This window comes from Alloalcanivorax sp. C16-1 (genome assembly GCF_046507805.1).
Taxonomy (GTDB): Bacteria; Pseudomonadota; Gammaproteobacteria; order Pseudomonadales; family Alcanivoracaceae; genus Alloalcanivorax.
Window position 1 is genome coordinate 60,545 of record NZ_JBKFTK010000008.1, and the last position, 18,820, is coordinate 79,364.

17 protein-coding genes are annotated in these 18,820 nt (G+C 68.1%); 9 read left to right on the plus strand and 8 right to left on the minus strand.

Going from position 1 to position 18,820, the window contains the following annotated elements:
- Nucleotides 1-77 precede the first annotated feature (77 nt).
- Entirely contained in the window at nt 78-2,120 is a 2,043-nt protein-coding gene (locus ACLD0W_RS17510) for a hypothetical protein (RefSeq protein WP_410308737.1), read from the minus strand.
- Nucleotides 2,121-2,479: 359 nt separating this feature from the next.
- Between ACLD0W_RS17510 and ACLD0W_RS17515 the strand changes: the two genes are divergently transcribed.
- Complete coding sequence (locus tag ACLD0W_RS17515; RefSeq protein WP_410308738.1) at nt 2,480-3,316, plus strand: ion transporter; 837 nt, start codon at nt 2,480-2,482, stop codon at nt 3,314-3,316.
- Here ACLD0W_RS17515 and ACLD0W_RS17520 read toward each other — a convergent pair.
- Together ACLD0W_RS17520 and ACLD0W_RS17525 are read right to left on the minus strand one after the other, a co-directional pair.
- Nucleotides 3,313-3,873, minus strand: a complete 561-nt coding sequence (locus ACLD0W_RS17520) for a DUF1285 domain-containing protein (protein ID WP_410308739.1) — start codon at nt 3,871-3,873, stop codon at nt 3,313-3,315. The genes ACLD0W_RS17515 and ACLD0W_RS17520 overlap by 4 nt on opposite strands.
- A 7-nt stretch (nt 3,874-3,880) precedes the next feature.
- A complete protein-coding gene (locus ACLD0W_RS17525; protein WP_410308768.1) occupies nt 3,881-4,504 on the minus strand; it encodes a TetR/AcrR family transcriptional regulator in 624 nt (207 codons plus the stop codon).
- Nucleotides 4,505-4,679: 175 nt separating this feature from the next.
- On the opposite strand from ACLD0W_RS17525, the gene ACLD0W_RS17530 reads away from it, so the two are divergent.
- Together ACLD0W_RS17530 and ACLD0W_RS17535 are read left to right on the plus strand one after the other, a co-directional pair.
- Nucleotides 4,680-5,789: an aminotransferase class V-fold PLP-dependent enzyme gene (locus tag ACLD0W_RS17530; RefSeq protein ID WP_410308740.1), complete on the plus strand. Its 1,110-nt coding sequence runs from the start codon at nt 4,680-4,682 to the stop codon at nt 5,787-5,789.
- 9 nt (nt 5,790-5,798) lie between these two features.
- On the plus strand, nt 5,799-6,623 hold the full coding sequence (locus tag ACLD0W_RS17535) for a hypothetical protein (protein WP_410308741.1): 825 nt from the start codon (nt 5,799-5,801) through the stop codon (nt 6,621-6,623).
- Between the two features lie 7 nt (nt 6,624-6,630).
- Here the strand turns inward: ACLD0W_RS17535 and ACLD0W_RS17540 are convergent, their stop codons facing one another.
- Both ACLD0W_RS17540 and sodC read right to left on the minus strand, forming a co-directional pair.
- The gene (locus ACLD0W_RS17540; protein ID WP_410308742.1) at nt 6,631-8,268 is read right to left on the minus strand and encodes a trypsin-like serine protease; all 1,638 of its coding nucleotides are present in this window, start codon (nt 8,266-8,268) and stop codon (nt 6,631-6,633) included.
- A gap of 293 nt (nt 8,269-8,561) precedes the next feature.
- Complete coding sequence (gene sodC / locus ACLD0W_RS17545) at nt 8,562-9,089, minus strand: superoxide dismutase [Cu-Zn] SodC (protein ID WP_410308743.1); 528 nt, start codon at nt 9,087-9,089, stop codon at nt 8,562-8,564.
- 343 nt (nt 9,090-9,432) lie between these two features.
- Here sodC and ACLD0W_RS17550 point away from each other — a divergent pair, with 343 nt between their 5' ends.
- On the plus strand, nt 9,433-10,125 hold the full coding sequence (locus ACLD0W_RS17550; RefSeq protein WP_410308744.1) for a hypothetical protein: 693 nt from the start codon (nt 9,433-9,435) through the stop codon (nt 10,123-10,125).
- Between the two features lie 5 nt (nt 10,126-10,130).
- Complete coding sequence (locus ACLD0W_RS17555) at nt 10,131-10,424, plus strand: hypothetical protein (protein ID WP_410308745.1); 294 nt, start codon at nt 10,131-10,133, stop codon at nt 10,422-10,424.
- A gap of 6 nt (nt 10,425-10,430) precedes the next feature.
- Here ACLD0W_RS17555 and ACLD0W_RS17560 read toward each other — a convergent pair whose 3' ends face one another.
- On the minus strand, nt 10,431-12,068 hold the full coding sequence (locus ACLD0W_RS17560) for an FMN-binding glutamate synthase family protein (protein WP_410308746.1): 1,638 nt from the start codon (nt 12,066-12,068) through the stop codon (nt 10,431-10,433).
- A 219-nt stretch (nt 12,069-12,287) separates the two neighbouring features.
- Here ACLD0W_RS17560 and ACLD0W_RS17565 point away from each other — a divergent pair, with 219 nt between their 5' ends.
- The 4 genes from ACLD0W_RS17565 to ACLD0W_RS17580 all read left to right on the plus strand — a co-directional run bounded on the left by ACLD0W_RS17565 (nt 12,288) and on the right by ACLD0W_RS17580 (nt 16,614).
- Nucleotides 12,288-12,632 carry a winged helix-turn-helix domain-containing protein gene (locus ACLD0W_RS17565; protein ID WP_410308747.1) on the plus strand — a complete coding sequence of 115 codons (345 nt, stop codon included), beginning with the start codon at nt 12,288-12,290 and terminating at the stop codon, nt 12,630-12,632.
- A 114-nt stretch (nt 12,633-12,746) separates the two neighbouring features.
- The gene (locus tag ACLD0W_RS17570) at nt 12,747-14,789 is read left to right on the plus strand and encodes a TonB-dependent receptor plug domain-containing protein (protein ID WP_410308748.1); all 2,043 of its coding nucleotides are present in this window, start codon (nt 12,747-12,749) and stop codon (nt 14,787-14,789) included.
- A 35-nt stretch (nt 14,790-14,824) separates the two neighbouring features.
- On the plus strand, nt 14,825-15,361 hold the full coding sequence (locus ACLD0W_RS17575) for a hypothetical protein (protein WP_410308749.1): 537 nt from the start codon (nt 14,825-14,827) through the stop codon (nt 15,359-15,361).
- Nucleotides 15,362-15,402: 41 nt separating this feature from the next.
- The gene (locus ACLD0W_RS17580) at nt 15,403-16,614 is read left to right on the plus strand and encodes a di-heme oxidoredictase family protein (RefSeq protein ID WP_410308750.1); all 1,212 of its coding nucleotides are present in this window, start codon (nt 15,403-15,405) and stop codon (nt 16,612-16,614) included.
- 38 nt (nt 16,615-16,652) lie between these two features.
- On the opposite strand, the gene rmuC is transcribed toward ACLD0W_RS17580, so the two are convergent.
- Entirely contained in the window at nt 16,653-18,011 is a 1,359-nt protein-coding gene (rmuC, locus tag ACLD0W_RS17585) for a DNA recombination protein RmuC (RefSeq protein ID WP_410308751.1), read from the minus strand.
- Complete coding sequence (locus tag ACLD0W_RS17590) at nt 18,008-18,805, minus strand: TatD family hydrolase (protein WP_410308752.1); 798 nt, start codon at nt 18,803-18,805, stop codon at nt 18,008-18,010. The genes rmuC and ACLD0W_RS17590 overlap by 4 nt, the downstream gene beginning before the upstream one ends.
- Nucleotides 18,806-18,820 lie beyond the last annotated feature (15 nt).

The following is an 18,820-nucleotide window of genomic DNA, read 5'->3' on the forward strand; positions in this document are numbered from 1 at the left end:
CGTCGCGCCGCTTCGGCAAAAAAAAGCCCCGGCCAAGGCCGGGGCTTTTTGTTACCACACTTTTTAAACCACCGGCATCAGGGCGCCAGGCCACCGAGCAGACCGGTGAGCAGATCCGGCAGGTTCTGCCCCGCTTCCAGCAGGCATTCCAGCGGCAGGGTCGGGCTCAGGCCACCGGCGCCGGCTTCCGGGCAAAGCTGCCCGGTGACCGGGTCGGCGCCGCCTTCACCGCCACCGAGACCGCCACCCAGGCCGCCCAGCAGATCCTGGAGCTGGCCAAAATTACCCCCCACCTCCATCAGACAGGTGAGCGGCAGGGTCGGGCTCAGGCCCGCTTCCGCCGCGTTCGGGCAGATCTGCGCCAGGCCATCGCCCAGGCCGGGGATTTCCGGCACGCCGCCGTCACCGCCCGGAGCGCCGGGCAGATTGCCCAGGGCCTCGGTGATGCAGGCCGCCGGGTCCAGGCTGCCGGCGCCGGACGCCGCCGGGCAGAGCGCGTCGGTGAGCGGGTTGCTGCCGCCCAGGCCGCCGAGCAGATCGGTCAGGCCACCCAGGTTGCCGCCGGCCTCGGTGAGGCAGTCGATGGGCGTGGTCGGGCCCACGTCACCTTCGGCGGTGGCCGGGCAAATCTGACCGAGCAGCTGATCGGCACCGGGCAGGCCGCCGCCACCGTCGCCGCCGGGCAGCGGCAGCGCGCCGGGCAGGCTTTCCAGGGCTTCCATGAAGCAGGCCGCCGGGTCCGCGTTGCCGCCCTCGGAGGCCGCCGGGCACAGCTGGTCGAACAGCGGGTTATCGCCGCCGATCACGCCGAGCAGATCTTCCAGGCCGCCAAAGCCGCTGCCCAGTTCGCTCAGGCAGGCGATGGGCGTGGTCGGGCCCAGTTCACCGGCCGCCGCGTCCGGACAAATCTGCTCCAGCAGCATGCCGGTGCCCGGGATCTGCGGGGTCCCGCCGCCGCCACCGGCGGGCAGCTTCTGCAGCGCCTCGGTGAGACAGGCCGCCGGGTCCAGGCTGCCGGCGCCGGAGGCCGCCGGACAGAGCGCGTCGGTAAGCGGATTGCCGCCGCCCAGTTCGCCGAACAGGTCGGTGAGCCCGCCCAGGTTGCCGCCCGCCTCGGTGAGGCAGTCGATGGGCGTGGTCGGGCCGATTTCACCGCCCAGCGCGTCCGGGCAGATCGCGCCCAGCGCATCGGTGAGCTCCGGCGGCAGGCCGGGGCCTTCACCGCCGCCGCCACCGGGCAGACCCGGCAGGTCGCCGAGACCGGGCAGGCCGGGCAGACCGTTGCCGGCCAGACCTTCCTTCAGACAGGCCACCGGATCCACCAGGCCGCTGCTGTGCTCCAGCGGACACACCGCTTCGGTGATCGGGTTGGGGGTGCGGATCTGGTCGACGATGGTCACGTACACACGGCTGACCTCGTTGAGGCAATCGAGCACCGTGGTCGGGCCGAAGCCGCCGGCGGCGGTGGTCGGGCAGAAGCCGTCCGCGCCGGGGATGGACGGCGCGCCGCCGCCACCGGTGCCCGGGAACTCAGGCAGGCCGCCGCCGGCGCCGCCGGCGATTTCCGCCAGACAGGTGGCCGGGTCAAAGCCGCCCGCCGCGGCCGCTTCCGGACACAGCTGTTCGGTGATCGGGTTGCTGCCGCCGATCAGGTCCTGCAGCTGGCCGAGGTTGCCGGCGGATTCCTGCAGACAGGCCAGCGGGAAGGTCAAGGGACCGCCGCTGAGCAGGTCCTGCGGATTCTGAAGGTTGTCCAGGAAGGCGGTGGGATCGAACAGGCCGCCCAGGTCGAAGGACTCCGAGGCCACCGGGCAGAACTGCGCCACCACGCTGGTGGGATCGGGCACGCCGCCGTCCGCGGCCTCCGCCTCCTGCACGCAGGCGCCGGGGTCGACGCTGGCGCCGGGGGCCTGGCCGCCGCTGGTTTGCGGGCAGAATTCGTTGGTGAATTCGTTGCTCTCATCCACCACCGCCGCCATTTCCTGAGGCAGTTCGCGGGTGGAAGGTGTCGGTGCGCCGGCGTTATCGCCGCCACCACCGCCACCGCCACCGCCCCCACAGGCGGTAAGCAGCAGCGCCAGTACGCCGCCGCCGATCAGCTTCTTGATATCGGTATCCAAGGTTTACCCCTCCGTCTGTTCTCGTCGTTATCGCCCCCGATGAGGGATGGCGCATGAAGCGACTATGGAAGGGGTGTGCAAAGCGATGTAGACCGGCGCGGTTGCACCTGTGTAATGAAGCGTAGCCGGTGGTATCGAACGGTGTCCGGCCCGGCCCCCCGGAAACCTTTCCTTACCAAGGCCCGCGAGGGTGGCACGGGCGTTCGAGAAGCACGTCTCAGCGGGACATGGGCGCCGAGGGCCGGACAGCGCCAGGAAGACACAGTGGCAACGGCGCCGCGAACCAGCCAGAATAGGCGCCCTTCCCGGTCCCCAAACAGCTTTCGACACCGCCCGTCGGGCGGTCCGTAAGGACGGCCATGAACGCTCGCTACGCCAGTCTGCGTGACCGCTGGCGCCACATAATTTTCGGCACCGACACGCCCGCCGGGCGGTGGTTCGATCAGTTACTGATTCTGGCCATCATCGCCAGCGTGGTGGCGGTGACCCTGGACAGCGTGCAGTCCATCCATCAGCGCCACGGCACCTTGCTGTACGCGGCGGAGTGGTTCTTCACCGTGCTGTTCACCCTGGAATACATCATCCGGCTGTGGGTCAGCGACCGGCCACTGCGCTATGCGCGCAGCTTCTACGGGGTGGTGGATCTGGTGTCGGTGATCCCCACCTATCTGAGTCTGCTGCTGCCCGGCGCCAATTATCTGCTGACCATCCGCGCCCTGCGGGTACTGCGGGTGTTCCGGGTGCTCAAGCTGGCCCATCTGATGGAAGAGGCCAATCAGCTCGGCAGCACTTTGGTGCGCACCCGGCGCAAGATCGGCGTGTTCATGTTCGCGGTGGTGGTGGTGATCATTATCTTCGGCAGTCTGATGTACGTGGTGGAGGGCCCGTCCAACGGCTTCACCAGCATTCCGCGCAGCATCTACTGGGCCATCGTCACCATCACCACGGTGGGCTACGGCGACATTTCGCCGCAAACGCCGTTCGGGCAGGCGGTGGCGTCGCTGGCCATGATCACCGGCTACGCGATCATCGCCGTGCCCACCGGCATCGTCACCGCGGAAATGTCCCGGGCGCACATGGTCAAACGCTACGAGCGGGAATGCCCGAACTGCCACCGCCACGACCACGATCCGGACGCGCGCTTCTGCAAGCAGTGCGGCACCGGCCTGCCCCGCCCCGGCGGCGAGCCGGACTAAAGCCGGCCCAGCTCGAAGGTTTCGCCGTCGGAGTCGATCACCAGACGGGCGCCATCGCCCTGCTCTTCCCGGCGCGCCTGTTCCACCAGCCGGTAGAACACGGTGCGCGCGATCAGTGCTTCAAGATTGTCGCGCACATGCACGTAGGGGCGCGGCTCGCCGCTCTCCGCATCGGTTTCCACCCGCAGCGGGTGGCGGGCGCCGGCCACCACATGGGCGTCCACGTTGGTGGTGAACACCAGCTTGTCGGGTCCGTCGCCGCTCACCGTTTCCACCTCGGTGGCCACGAAGGGCACGTCGTCCACCTGGATGCGCAGCTTCTCCACCGGCGTGACCAGAAAATAGTCGTCGCCCTCGCGCAGCAGAATGGTGGAGAACAGCTTCACCATGCGGTGCCGCTCAATGGGCGAACCCTGGTAATACCAGGTGCCGTCACTGGCGATGCGCATGTCGATGTCGTCGCGGCGCTCCGGGTTCCATTTGTGAACCGGCGGCAGGCCCTGTTCGTCCTGCTCCGCCTTTTCCAGCAGCGCCAGCAGTTCCTCGGCTTTGCTCATGATGTCCCTATTTACCGCGCTGACCCTTGTTGCCCATGCGGATGCCGATTTCCACCAGGAAATCGAGGAAGTCGGGCTTGTCGTCGATCAGCCGCTGGTAGAACGGCGACTGCATCAGCGCCACGGCGCCGTGGGCCAGGGCCCAGGCCGCGCAGATGTGGTACATGGGCGGCACGTCCTCCAGGGAGCCTTCCTGGATGCGCGCTTCGACGATGTGGGTCAGCTGTTTGAAGTTGGCTTCGCGAATGCGATGCAGTTTGTCGACCAGGTCCGGCACCGCGTGATCCTTGATCACCTTGTTTTCCAGCCGGTCGAACAGCTGGTAGCGGGCCGGGTCGCCGATCCGGAAACGGAAGTATTCCCGGGCCAGCGCTTCCTTGTCGTGGCTGCCGTGGATGCTGTTGAAGACCTCCGCCAGATCCTCCTCGTAGCGCAGCATCAGCAGCAGGTAGATTTCGTTCTTGGTTTCGAAGTGCTTGTAGATGGTGCCTTTGCCGATGCCCACCCGGTCGGCGATCATTTCCACCGTGACCCGGTCTTCCCCCTGCTCCAGAAACAGCGCCAGGGCGGCGTCGAGAATCTCCTGCTCACGCTGGCGGAATTCCCGCGCCTTGCGCGTCGCTTTTTCCAGATCTCCCATCGACTTCTCCTCATTCCCGCCAACCGGGGACGGTTCCCGTTACCCTATCACAACCCGAAGCCCTGCACGTCCCCGCCATGGCCGCTACAATCGGGCCAGGTCCCACCACGTGACGGGCGGCCCCGCCGCGCGGGTGCCGGGCCGGATCATACTCAAGGAGCCCCTGATGGTCGATCTCAAAGCGGAATTCCCCCTCCAGGACGGGGTGCTGTATCTCAACCACGCGGCGGTGGCGCCCTGGCCGCGCCGCACCCGCGACGCGGTGGTCGCCTTCGCCGATCAGAACATCCATGTGGGCGCCCGGGACTACCCGGCCTGGCTGGAAGTGGAAGCGCGTCTGCGCCAGCGGCTGGCGCGGCTGATCCAGGTGGACCCCACCGAGGTGGCGCTGCTGAAAAACACCTCCGAGGGCCTGTCGGTGATCGCCCAGGGTCTGGACTGGCGGCCCGGCGACCGGGTGCTGATCAGCGACCAGGAGTTTCCGTCCAACCGCATCCCCTGGCAGGCCCTGGCCGACCAGGGCGTGGACGTGGTGGAGGTGGACGTGAGCGGCGAAGGGGCCGAGCAGCGCGTTATCGACGCCATCGGCGAAGGCACCCGGCTGGTGTCCCTGTCGTCGGTGCAGTACGGCAGCGGTATCCGCCTGGACCTGGCGCCGATCGGGCGCGCCTGCCGCGAGCGCGGCGTGCTGTTCTGCGTGGACGCGATTCAGAGCCTGGGCGCGGTGGCGTTCGACGCCGCCGCCTGTTTTGCCGATTTCGTGGTCGCCGACGGCCACAAATGGATGCTCGGTCCGGAGGGGCTGGCGCTGTTCCATTGCCGGCCGGCGGTGCGCGATCAACTGACCCTGCGGCAGTTCGGTTGGCACATGATCGCCGACGCCGGTGACTACACCCGCAAGGACTGGCAGGTGGCCGCCGACGCCACCCGCTTCGAGTGCGGCAGCCCCAATATGCTGGCCACCCATGCCCTGGACGCGTCCCTGTCGTTGTTCGAGGAACTGGGCATGGAGCGGGTGGAGGCGGCCCTGGCGGAGCGGGTGGCCCATCTGCACCAGGGCCTGGCGGCGCGGGGCGCCGAGCTGTTGAGCCCGGCGGACCCGGCCCGGCGCGCCGGCATCGTCACCTTCCGGCTGCCCGGCGAGGCACCGTCGGACACCCGCGCCCGGCTGCACGCCGGCGGCGTGGTGTGCGCCGAGCGCGGCGGCGGCGTGCGCCTGTCCCCCCACTTCTACACTGACTATTCGGTCATGGATCGCGCTCTGGCTCTGCTGTAGGATCGCCGCATGCACTCACCACGATTCTACCAATGGCTCTGCGAACGGCTGCAGCGTCAGCCCGAGCATGGCGAATGGCCGCTGGGCGACCTGGAAAGCCAGCGCGCCCAATTGCGCCCCTGCGACGTGCTGCTGGTGGACGGCGAAAGCCCCCTGGACCGGCGCCTCAAGGTACTGACCGGCAGTCGCTTTTCCCGCGCCCTTCTCTATATAGGCCGGCCCCACGAAGTGGCCGACCCGGCCCTGCGCGCGCTGCTGGCCGATTACCTGCCCTGTGGACCGGACACCCAGCTGGTGCTGGACGCCAGCCTGGAACGGGGGCTGTGGGTGCGCGACCTGAGCAACCTGCACGGCCTGCATCTGCGCGTCTGCCGGGCCCAGAATCTGGCGCCGGAGGAGTGCCAGGACGCGCTGCGGTTCGCCATCAGCCGGCTCGGCACCGGCACCCAGCATGGCTGGAGCACCCTGCTGCTGCTGTGGCTGGTGCCCTGGCGCACCCTGGCGGCGCGCCTGCGCCGGCGGCTGCTCAACCGCTGGGCCAATGATCTGCTGCGCGCCATTACCGGCACCACCGCCGGTGAGGCGTTCGCCTTTATCCAGTTTCCGGTGCACCCGCTGGTCAAACAGCCGGAGGACGCCGCCGCCCGGCTGCTACGGCTGCAGCCCCGGCTGTTCCACGCCGCCGATTTCGACCATTCCCCCTACTTCGACGTGATCAAGGCCCCCTACCTGCTGCAGGCGGTGCCCTCCGGTTTCGGCGCGGTGCCCTGGAAAGGCAATGCCGGCGCGCTCGTCCCCGAGCAGCGCCGGCAGCATCTTTCCGTGGTCGACTGACCGCTCGCTAACGACGACGGCGCAACACCCCCAGCCCGGCCAGCATCATCGCCAGCCACAGACCCGCGGCACCACCACCGCCACCGCCACCACCGCCGCTTTCTTCACTGCGCGCGCTTTCCGCGCCGGCCCGGGCCGGCGTCACGAAAGCGGTGGTATCCCCGGCGGGGAAGTCGCCCGCCGCGTTGCCCGCGCTCATGAACACCCGACCGTCACCGTCGCCCTGCAGCGCCAGGGTGCGCGAGGCGGCGCCGCCACGGGTCAAGTCGCCCAGATCACAGCGCACCGTCGCCCCGGCCACGCAGCCCTCCGGCAGCGATTGCCAGTCCCACCCGGACGGCAGCCGGAAATCCACCCAGGCGCGGGGCGCGTCCCGGTGGGTGGCCTGGTTGGTGACCGTGGCGGTAACCCGTACCGCGCCGCCGGCACGCACCGTGGTGGCCTCCAGCTTCAGGTCCGGCTGATCGGAGAACACCACGCTCAGGCGTTCCTCGTTGGCGGTGTAGTAATCGTGCTCGTCGCTGATCGGTACGATGCGTGCCAGACCGGCCACCGCGCCGGCGCCGGTATGGGTCAGACGCAGACGATGGATCTCGCCGCTGGCGCCGGTGTCCAGGTTGTTCCAGCCCTGGCACAGGCTGTAGCCGGTCTGCTCGCGGCAATTCAGATCGTCCGCCCAGACGTTCAATCCGCCCTGGTGGTCGATGCGCAGACCCACGCCCCGGGCCGCGTTGACCAGGCTGCGGTTGCTGATGCGCGTCTCCAGGGTCAGGGTCTGGCCGGGGCCGGCGTACAAGGCGCCGCCGGCGGTTTCGCTCTCCAGATCCACCATGGCGCCGCCGGAGGTGCGCTCGATCCAGTTCAGATAGGCGCTGACCCGGGTGTACACCGCCGGCACGCCGGAGGCGCACTGCTTGGCGCCGTAGCTGGTGACGCCGGCCAGCCAGGTGCGGTCACCGTCCCGATAGACCAGCGGCCCGCCGCTGTCGCCCCGGCAGGTGTCCTGATCCACGCCGGCCACCGGATTCATCTCACCGGCGCACAGCTGGCCGCTGCCCAGGTTGTTCCAGTGGCGGGCGCACTGGGACGGGCTGACGTAGTCCAGATCCACCTGCTGCAGCAGGGTGGACATGGAGGTGTTCTCGGTCTGCCCCCAACCCAGGGCACGCAGCGCCTCGTCCGGACTGCCCCGGCGCAGCCGCTCCATTTCCGCGTTCTTGGCCAGGTCCAGCGCCGCCTGGGCGGACGGCCGCTCCAGTTCCAGCAGCGCCAGATCGTTCTGGTAGATGTCGCTGCGGTAGCCGTCGTGCACATGCACGGCCCGTACCGCGATGGTTTCCGCCGGGGTGGCGTAGCGGTTCAGGTGACCCAGCGCCACGAATAAAGTACCAGCGTCGAAATCCACGCCGTTGGTGCGCACGCAGTGCGCGGCGGTCAACACCCAGCGCGGCGCCACCAAAGCGCCGCCGCAACGGGTGCCCGCGTAATTGGCGTTGCCGGACAGGCTGCGCTTGACCTCCACCATCCAGGACGGGGCGCTTCCGACGTCCTCCCCACCAATGATCCGAGGCGTGGCCTCGGCGGCGGACGCGACCCCCGCGTACAAATTGACCAGCAAGCCGATTACGAGAAATGAATGACGCATGACGATCCCACCTACTCCTATATTCGTACGGAGCGGATACTAGAGGGGATCGAACGTGAAAGACCATACTCACGCCTTAATATTACTACGCCATCATTCTTATTTGTGACCGAATCGGTACGTCATTCGGGCCTGACGCACAGCAAAAATTGGCAAAATATGCAATTAGCGGCAGCCGGAACGGACGCTTTGGGCGGGAGGAAGGGGGGGTAGGAGCGGCTCCTACAATGAGGCGGTGAGGCCGGACGGGCCCGCGCGGGAGCGGTCGTCCGACCGGGATGGACGAAGGAGGATCAGTCCGGCACGACCCCGCAGGCCATGCGGGCCCCGCCGCCGCCCAGGGGCTTGGGCTGGTCGGAGTAGTTGTCACCGCCGGCGTGGATCATCACCGCGCGGCCTTCCAGATCGTCCATGTCCAGGCGCGGCGCCAGTACCGGAATGGTGGCGTTACCGTCGGCGTCCACGTACAGCGCCGGCAGGTCGCCCAGGTGGCCGTCACCCCACGGGGTGCCGTGATGGCCGGTTTCTTCCGGATCGTAGTGACCACCGGCCGCCGCCGCCGCGGTCATCTTGCCGTCCTTCTCGGCGGGCTCGCAGGAGGCGTTCTGGTGCACATGGAAGCCGTGGGCGCCCTGCTCCAGGCCTTTCAGCTGCGGGGTGAACACCAGACCGTGGTCGCTTTCGGAGACCATGATTTGCCCCACCTGTTCACCGACCCCGTCGGCGCTGACCGAATGCATCGGAATGGTGGTGGCGGCGTGGCCGGCGCCGGCCACGGTGGCGGCGATCAGACCCAGGGCGAAACGTTGATGAATGCGCATTATGTTGCTCCTTGCCAGTGACAAAAAATCCATGCCTTGTTCCAAGGCTTCGCCCTTTGTAACGCGGGGTGGTCCCACCACGCCAGCCACAAAACCCGCCTTTGCCCGGCGGCGGCGCTCATTTTGTATTTCTTTACGTTCCCGCGCGGTGCCCGGCGCCACTGGCGGCGCCGGGCACCGCGCGCCCTGGCGGGCTCCGGGGACGCTTCGGGCGCGCTTGTGAACGCCATCGGCTGGTCCTAATCTGAGGCTTGAATACCCAGGGAAGTGGAACGATTTTCACAACGGCCGGATGTTCGACCGCACCGGCTCGCGCTCCCGGTTTGTCGTTGCAGGAGGCAGCATGGCCACCCAGGCCGAGTTTCCGTTACCGAGGCGTACGAACATGACGCACCGGCCGACCCGCTCCAGAAACGTCGCCACGCTGATCGTGACCCACGATCTCGGCGGGCTCCACCGCCTGTTCGATGCCAACCGGCTGCGCCTGGGGTTGTACCTGTTTCTGGGTATTCTGGTGTTCGCCTCCCTGCTGCTGGCTTTCGCCCTGCACTATCGGGTGACACCGGAAGTGTTTGGCGCCGCCGCCCGCAGCCTGCACTGGCAACCGGCGGCGCTCGGCGGAGCGTTACTGATCAGCGCCGGCTGGATGCTGACCCGGGCGGGCCAGGCCGGCCACCGGGGTGCCGTCGGCGCTATTCTGATGGCCTGGTCACTGGGCCTGGCGTTTCTGGCCCTGCGCGTGTGGGAAGGTTATCTGGAATACGGTGATGGCCTGCTGCCTTTGACCCAGCCGTTCGGTTACCCGGGGCCGCGCCCTCTGGATGCCCTGCTGTTTTTTCACTTTCATCATCTGCTGGTGATCGCGCACGCGGCGTTCGTCATCATCGCCATGCTGACGGTCCTGCCGGCGCTCGGCACCCGGGATCCGGATCGGCGCGCGGCCCGGCTGCGGTTGGCCGGCGGTTATTGGGCGCTGGTGGAAATCGCCTGGCTGGCCAGCTTCACCGCCGTCTACCTGATCGGTCATGCCCCGTGACACCCATGCCGCGTAGCACCGAACCCGCGCCGCGCCGGCGCCACCCCACCGGCTTGTACCCCTTGCTGTTATTGATGCTGGCGGCGAATCTGGGCATCGCCATGGGGCCGCCCCTGGCGTTGCCGGCGCTGCCGTCCAGCGCCCAGCTCGGCATCACCACCGTCCTGATGGTGCTGCTGGTGGTGTTCTCTTTTCTGCGCCTGCCGCCGCGTCACCCGCCGCTCTGGACCACGGTGATCCTCAGCCTGATCTGGCTGGCGGTGCTCGCCACCGCCCTGCTGCGATTCACCTATTTGTGATGCGTCCTATTTGTGATGAAGGGGCCCCACCGGCCGGCGGGGCCGGAAGCTGTCCGGGTCGGCGGCGTGCCACCACTCTCCGTAGACGGTCTCGTCCGGCGCCTCCAACAGCGCATTCGGTTCCAGAAAATCGTACATCTTGTCCAGGGTCATCAGCTCGGTGGTGCCGCGCCGGTGCATCAGATGGCGGGGTAGCAGTTCGCCGGGATGCTCCAGCCCCGCCGCCGAGATGATGTCGGCCAGATGCTCAAGAGTGTGGCGCTGGAAGTTGGCCACCCGGGGCGCCTTGTCGGCCACCACCAGGCCGCGCTGGCGGCTGGGGTTCTGGGTGGCCACGCCGGTGGGGCAGCGGTCGTTGTGGCAGCTCTTGGTCTGTACGCAGCCCAGGCTGAGCATGAAGGCGCGGGCCGCGTTGCACCAGTCCGCGCCCAGGGCCAGGTTGGCGGCCAGGCTGTAGGCGCTGTACACCTTGCCGCTGGCCGCCAGCCGCACCCGCGAACGCAGGCCGGTGCCGACCAGCGCGTTGCGCACCATCAGCAGGCCCTCGCGCAGCGGCAGCCCCAGATGGTCGGAGAATTCCTCCGGCGCCGCGCCGGTGCCGCCCTCGGTACCGTCCACCACGATGTAGTCCAGCTCGATGCCGGAATCCAGCATCGCCTTGCACAGCGCCAGCACCTCCCAGGGATGGCCCACGCACAGCTTCACGCCCACCGGCTTGCCGCCGGAATCCGCGCGCAGGGAAGCGGCGAATTCGAGCAACTCACGGGGCGTGGAAAAGGCGCTGTGCCAGGCCGGTGAGCGGCAATCCTCGTTCATGGGGATCTTGCGGGTGTCGGCGATCTCGCGGGTGATCTTGGCCGCCGGCAGCACGCCGCCGTGGCCCGGTTTGGCGCCCTGGCTGAGTTTGATCTCGATCATCTTCACCTGATCCAGGGTGGCCTGCTCGCGGAACAGCCCCCGGTCGAAGTGCCCATCCTGGTCCCGGCAGCCGAAATAGCCGCTGCCAATTTCCCACACCAGATCGCCGCCGTGCCGGCGATGGTAAGGGCTGATGCCACCCTCACCGGTGTCGTGATAAAAACCGCCGCGCCGCGCGCCCAGATTGAGCGCCTCGATGGCCGGCGCGCTCAGCGAACCGAAACTCATCGCCGACACGTTCAGCAGCGACGCCCGGTAGGGTTGCTGGCAGGCGGCGCCGCCGACCTCGACGCGGAAGTCCGCGTCGGGTTTGGGCCGGGGCGCCATGGAATGGGCCAACACCTGGAACTCGGCGTCGTAGGCGTCCAGATCGGTACCGAACGGCTTCACGTCCACCTGGTCCTTGGCCCGTTCGTAGATCAGCGACCGCATATCCCGGTTGTAGGGCCGCCCTTCCCGGTCGTCCTCGACGATGTACTGGCGCAGAAACGGCCGCAGGAACTCAAAGAACCAGCGGAAATGGGCCAGCAGTGGATAGTTGCGCAGCAGGGTGTGGCGGCGTTGAACCAGATCCCAGAGACCGCGCAGGCCGAGCACGCCGAACACCGCCAGGGCCGCCCAGGCCCACGGCGATCGCGACCAGCGCCACACCGCCACCGCCGCCACCAGAGTGCACAGCCAGACCAGGACCAGAGCTCCGAAACGTGCCGGTGCGGTTGTACTCATGAACGCCTTGCTCCCCTTTCCGTTTTTTTGAAAACGCCGTGTTTCTGACAGACCCATCAAGTGTGTTGACAGTTCCGCCCGAGCCTAGCGCAAAAGCGGACCACCCGCCGCGCCGGAAAAGTAAAGGCTGGTAAACGCCGCGCCGCCGTGTCGGCGGCGGCGCCGGTGCACTACACTCGGCCTCTACCGTGAACGGCGACGAGGCAGACCACTACGTCCATGGCCAACTACATCAAACTGCGCGCCCGTCTGATGCGCGACGACGACATCGCCTTCGGCCCCGGCAAGGCGCAACTGCTGGACGCCATCGAAAGCACCGGCTCGATTTCCGCGGCGGCCCGTGAACTGGGCATGAGTTACCGGCGCGCCTGGCTGCTGGTGGACACCATGAACCGCTGCTTCCGGGAGCCGCTGGTGCATTCCGCCCCCGGCGGCAAGCACGGCGGCGGCGCCGAGATCACCGAGGCGGGCCGGCGCATTCGCCAGCGTTACCGGGAGATGGAACGGGCGCTGCGTGATCTGGCCGACGACTTCGAAAAAAGCCTGGAGAACGAACTGAGCTGAGCGCCCGGCGAAACCGGTCGGTCACGCCTCTGGCTTTTCCTCGCCCACCGCTATATTCTTTCGTGCATAACGAAAACCAACATAACATTCGCTCGTCAGCCAGAGAGTTTTTCCATGAACGTTTTTCTTTTTCCGGCGGCCCCGTGCCTGCTGGCGGCTTCGCTTTGCCTGCCAGCTCACGCTGCCCCGTCCCCTGAACCCGGCGACCGCTTCGAACTGGGCGTTCTGGAGCCGGTGGTGGTGCAAGGGGACGGTATCGACGCCGACCAGACCAGTACCCAAGCCACCGTCACCAGCGACGACATGCGCCGTTTCAACCGCACCGACGTCTCCCAGGCGCTGGAGCTGCTGCCCGGCGTCAATACCGTGATGATGGGCGGTCGCAGTGAGCGGCTGATCAATGTGCGCGGCTTCGACTCCCGCCAGGTGCCGCTGTTTATCGATGGCATTCCGGTGTACGTGCCCTACGACGGCAACATCGATCTGTCCCGTCTGACCACCTACGACGTGGCGGAAATCTCGGTGAGCAAGGGCTACACCTCGCTATTGGCCGGCCCCAACACCCTGGGCGGCGCCATCAACGTGGTCGGTCGCCGGCCCCGGCTGGGCACCGAGGCGGAAGCCGGCTACGGCATGAGCTTCGACGATCGCTTCTCGCGCAACGCCTGGGACAGCTACGCCAATGTGGGCACCAACCAGGGCCGCTGGTACGCCCAGGTCGGCGGCTCGATCCGCGATCAGGACTATTTCCCGTTGGCCGGTGACTTCGACCCCACCGCCGACGAAGACGGCGGCCGCCGGGAGAACTCCGAATACACCGACCGCAAACTGTCGCTGCGTCTGGGCTTTACCCCCAACGCCTCCGACGAATACGTGTTCAGCTATTACAAGCAGGACGGTGAGAAGCAGACGCCCCCCTATGCCGGTGACGATGCCAACACCCGGGTGCGTTTCTGGCAGTGGCCCTGGTACGACAAGGAAAGCGTCTACTTCAATTCCAAGACCCGGCTGCATGAGCATCTGGAGGCCAGGCTGCGGCTCTACTACGACAGCTTCGAGAATTCGCTGCGCTCCTACGACGACGCCACTTACAGCAGCATGAACCGGCCCTACGCCTTCGACAGCACCTACGACGACTACTCCTGGGGCGGCAGCGTGGAACTGGGCACCGACCTGTTCTCGCGCCACGATCCGCGCCTGGCGGTGCACTACAAAACCGACGTTCACCGCGAAGTGGGCGACCTGGGCGAGCCGGAGCAGCGCTTCGAGGACCGCACCGTGTCGGTGGGCGTGGAAGACCGCTTCGCCGCCACCGACCGGCTGACGCTGCTGGCCGGCATCAGCTATGACCGGCTGCGCGGCGAGCAAGCCGACAATCTGGTCAACGGCACCATCGAACCGTTCGAGCTGGCGTCCACCTCGGCGGTCAACCTACAGGCCGGCGCTCTGTTCGCCTTCAACGACCACCTCAAAGGCCGCCTGATCGCCGCCAAGCGCAGCCGTTACCCGACCATCAAGGACCGCTACTCGTTCCGCATGGGCTCGGCGCTGCCTAACCCGGATCTGGACGCGGAAACCAGCACCGGCGTGGAAGCCGGTCTGGCCGGCGACCTGCTGGTCGGCACCGACATGCCGGTGCATTGGGGCGCCGCGGTGTTCCGCAACGAGATCGACGACAGCATCCAAAGCATCGCCATCGACAACGGCCTGTGCACCTCACCGCCCTGCTCGCAACTGCAGAACGTGGCGGAGTCGGTGCTGCAGGGCGCCGAGGCCGAGCTGACCGTGAACCTGGGCGACGCCTGGCAATACCACCTCAACTACACCTACCTGCACCGGGACAACAAGTCCGACCCGGACCTGCGCGCCTTGGATACGCCGCGCCACAGCGGCTTCACCTACCTGAGCTGGTTCCCGGGCGACACCTGGACCCTCACCGCCAGCGCCCGCGCCGACAGCGGCCGCTACAACGACAGCGGCGGCACGCGGCAGACCGCCGGTTTCGTCACCACCGGCCTCAAGGCCGCCTGGCGCCCGCTGCCGCAATGGCAGCTGGAAGCGGGCGTGGACAACCTGGGCGACAAGCTCTACGCCTACGACGAGGGCTACTACGAGCCGGGCCGCACTTACTTCACCAAAGTGCGCTGGCGCTACTGAGCGGCGCGCTCCAGACGGTCATTCAGGAGATCACCATGACATTCGTTTCCCGTTACGCCGCCCTGGCGCTGCTCGCCCTGCCGCTGGCCGCGCCGGCCATGGAGGCCCAGGAAGACAGCGGCTGCGCCACCTACGCGGCGCCGGAACAGGCCGTGATCAAACGCTTCACCGCGTCCTCCCTGGCCGAGCCCGGCGGCGCGGAAGGCGCGGCCCCGGCGCCCATCGATACCGGCACCGCCTACCGCGCCACGCTGTCACCGCAGCACGGTTTCGCGTTCGCCGCCGAACCCGGCCGCCACACCCTGGCGGACGGCGCCTACGCCGGCGCCTTCGTGTTCCACACCGACCAGGCCGGCCCCTATCGCGCCTATATCGACGACGCCAGCTGGGTGGATCTGGTGGACCAGGAGGGCGCCCTGGTGCCCTCGGAGGATTTCGGCGGCCGCCACCACTGCGAGGCGCTGCGCAAGTTCGTGGTCTATTCCTTGGACGCGGATCGGGACTATGTGCTGCAACTGAGCGGCGGCACCCGGCAGCAGGTGCGCGTGCTGGTGCAACCGGACCGTAGCTGATGGGTCAGCCAGGATGGCGGTGGCCTCTGTCATGGCTGCTTGTGGCACTGATCGGCCAGGCCGGTGCCGGGCCGGCGCCGGACCCGCGCCGGGGCGAGGCGTTCTTCAACACCGCGTTCGTGGCGGCGCCCTCCCCGGCCAGCCTGCGCGACGGGCTCGGCCCGCTGTTCAACGCCGCCGCCTGCGATCAGTGCCACAGCCAGCGCGGCCGGCGCTTGCGGCCCGCCGACGGCGAGCCGCTGCCCACCGGTCTGGTGATGCAACTCAGCCAGCGGAAGGCGGACAGCGCCTGGGGCCCCCACGACGCCTACGGCACCACCTTCAATCCGCTGGCGGTGTCCGGCGTGCCCGCCGAGGGCCGGATAACCATGCGCTGGCGCACCCGGCACGGCCGCTACACGGACGGCGAGGGCTGGCGGCTGCAAACGCCGGACTATGAATTCCAGGCGCTCAGCCACGGCCCCCTCGGCGAGGCGGCGGCGTTCTCCGTGCGCGGCGCCGCCACCCTGGACGGTGTCGGGGCGCTGGCGGCCATTCCAACGGCGGTGATCCTGGCCGGGGCGGATGCCGGCGACCGGGACGGCAACGGCATCCGCGGTCGGCCCAACTGGGTCGTGGTGGACGGCGAACGGCGCCTGGGGCGCTTCGGCTGGAAGGCCAATCATCCGGACCTGGAAACACAGATCGCCGCGGCCCTGATCAACGAGCAGGGCATCACCACCTCGCGACGTCCGGAATCCGGCTGCGCCCCGGCGCAACGGCGCTGCCGGGCGGCGCCCAACGGCGGCGAGCCGGAGATGGCCGACGACGACCTGGCCGCCCTGGTGGCGTTCGTCGCCGGGCTGGCGCCGCCGGCGCCGGTGGCCGATCCGTCCGGCGACGGCGCCGAGCTGTTCCGCGCACTGGGCTGCGCCGGCTGCCACCGGCCGTCCATCGAATGGCGGCAACAGGGACGAACGGCGCGCCTGGCACCGTACACGGATTTGCTGCTGCACGATCTTGGCGAAGGGTTGGCCGACCATCGACCGGACCACGACGCCGATGGCCGGGAATGGCGCACCGCGCCGTTGTGGGGGCTGGGGCGGGCGCGCCGTGCCGGGCTGCCGGCCTGCTACCTGCACGATTGCCGCGCGCGCACCCTGGAGGAAGCGGTTCTCTGGCACGGCGGCGAAGCCGCCTCCAGCCGGGACGCCTTCACCACACTGCCCGGCCCGCGCCGGCGGGCGCTGCTCCACTTTCTGAAGGGCCTTTGATGGGCCGCGGGCCGGCCCGCGTTTCTCCCCGGCCCCGCTTAATCGTCGTCGGCGTCGGCGGCGTCGGCGGCGCGCACCCCGCCGTCCTCGTCATCCACCCTCGCCGGCAAGGCCCGGCGCGCCTTGGCGCCCAGTTCGTGCAGCTTATGGGCCTGGCCGAGCAGGTTGCCGCGCCCTTCGGTGAGCCGTTTGTAGGCGGTTTCCCAGGAATCGTGGGCGCGGTCGATCTTGTCGCCCACGTCCGCCAGGGACTCGCTGAGGCGGGTGATCTGGTCGCAGATCAGGCCGGCCCGGTTGGCGATGTCCAGGGCGTTGCGGTTCTGGTATTCGTAGCGCCAGATGTTCTGGATGGTGCGCAGGGTCACCAGCAACGTGGTCGGGCTGACCAGCACGATATTGCGCTCGTAGGCCTCGATGTAGAGTCCCGGGTCCGCTTCCATGGCGGTCATGAAGGCGCCTTCCACGGGGATGAACAGCAGCACGAAGTCGAGGCTGCGCACCCCTTCCAGGTTGCCGTAGTCCTTGATATTGAGGCCCTTGATGTGGGCGCGCAGGGATTGCAGGTGCTGGTCGCGGCTTTCCCGCCGGGTGTCGTCGTCCTCGGCGCTGACCAGACGCTCGTAGGCGACCAGCGACACCTTGGCGTCGATCACCACGTCCTTGTCTTCCGGCAGGTGGACGATGGCGTCCGGCAGCCGGCGACCGCCGTCCTCGCTTTTCAGCGCCACCTGGGTGTCGTACTCGCGGCCCTTGGTGAGGCCGGAGCTTTCCAGCACCCGTTCCAGGATCATCTCGCCCCAGTTGCCCTGGGTCTTCACCTGGCCCTTGAGCGCCTGGGTCAGGTTGCGGGCGTCCACATGCATCTGCTGGTTGAGGCTTTTCAGATGCTGGAGCTGTTCGGTCATGGCGGCCTGGGCGCGGGTGTCGTCGCTGTGAATCTGATCCACCCGGCGGCGGAATTCCGCCAGTTGCTCGCGGAACGGGTTGAGCAGCGTGTCCAGCCCCTGGCGGTTCTTCTCCTCGAACTGCTTGCTGCGGTGCTCGAAAATCTTCGCCGACAGGTTCTCGAATTCCTGCTTGAGCTGCTCGCGACTCTGCTCCAGAAACGCCAGCTTGTCCTGCTGGCCGGCCAGCCGTTCCTCCAGGCGCGCCTTGTCGGCGCGGGACTGTGCGTACTGACCCTGAAGGTCCTGCAGTTGCTGCTCCAGGGCGGTGGCCCGCTCCTGTTCCCGGGCCAGCTCACGGCCGCGTGCCTCGCCATCGTGCAGCGCCTGGTCCCGCTCGCGGCCCAGCCGGTTGAGCGGCGCCCGGGTCAGCAGCAGCGCCACCAGGGCGGTGACCACCACCGCCAGGGCCACCGCCAACGCCAGTTGCAGGGGATCGCTGAGTCCGTTCATGCCGCCGCCTTACTGAACAGGGTGTAGAAATTGTCGCGGGTGACCCGCGCCACCTCCGCCACCGGCAGGTCCTTCAGGCCGGCCACGCATTCCGCCACCCGCGCCACATGGCGGGGCTCGTTGGGTTTGCCCCGGAACGGCACCGGCGCCAGCCAGGGCGAGTCGGTTTCGATCAGCAGACGCTCCAGGGGCAGCGCGCGCACGGTGTCGCGCAGGGCCTCCGCGTTGCGGAAGGTGACGATGCCGGAAATGGAAATATAGAACCCCATCGCCATGGCCTGCTCGGCCATGTCGGTGTCCTCGGTGAAACAATGCAGCACGCCGCGCACTTCGCCGCCGCCGTGCTCACGCAGCAGTGCCAGGGTGTCCTCCTTGGCGCCCCGGGTATGGATCACCAGCGGCAGGCCGGTGCGGCGGGCGGCCTGGATGTGCGCCACGAAACGCCGTTGCTGCCATTCGCGCTGTTCCTTGGCGTAGAAATAATCCAGCCCGGTTTCGCCGATGGCCACCACCCGGGGGTGGTCCGCCAGGCGCACCAGCTCGTCCGCGTCCGGCTCCCGGGATTCCTTGTACAGGGGGTGGACACCCACGGTGGCGTGCACATCGTCATGGGCTTCCGCCAGGGCGCGCACGCGCGGGAAGGTTTCCAGATCGACGCCGATGCACAGCATGTGGGAGATACCGTCGGCGCGGGTGGCCGCCATCATCGCCTGGAAATCGCCGTCATAGGCGTCCAGGTTGAGCCGGTCCAGATGGCAATGGGAATCCACCAGGTCGAGGGGGGTGTCGGACATAGGGTTGCGTCTCTC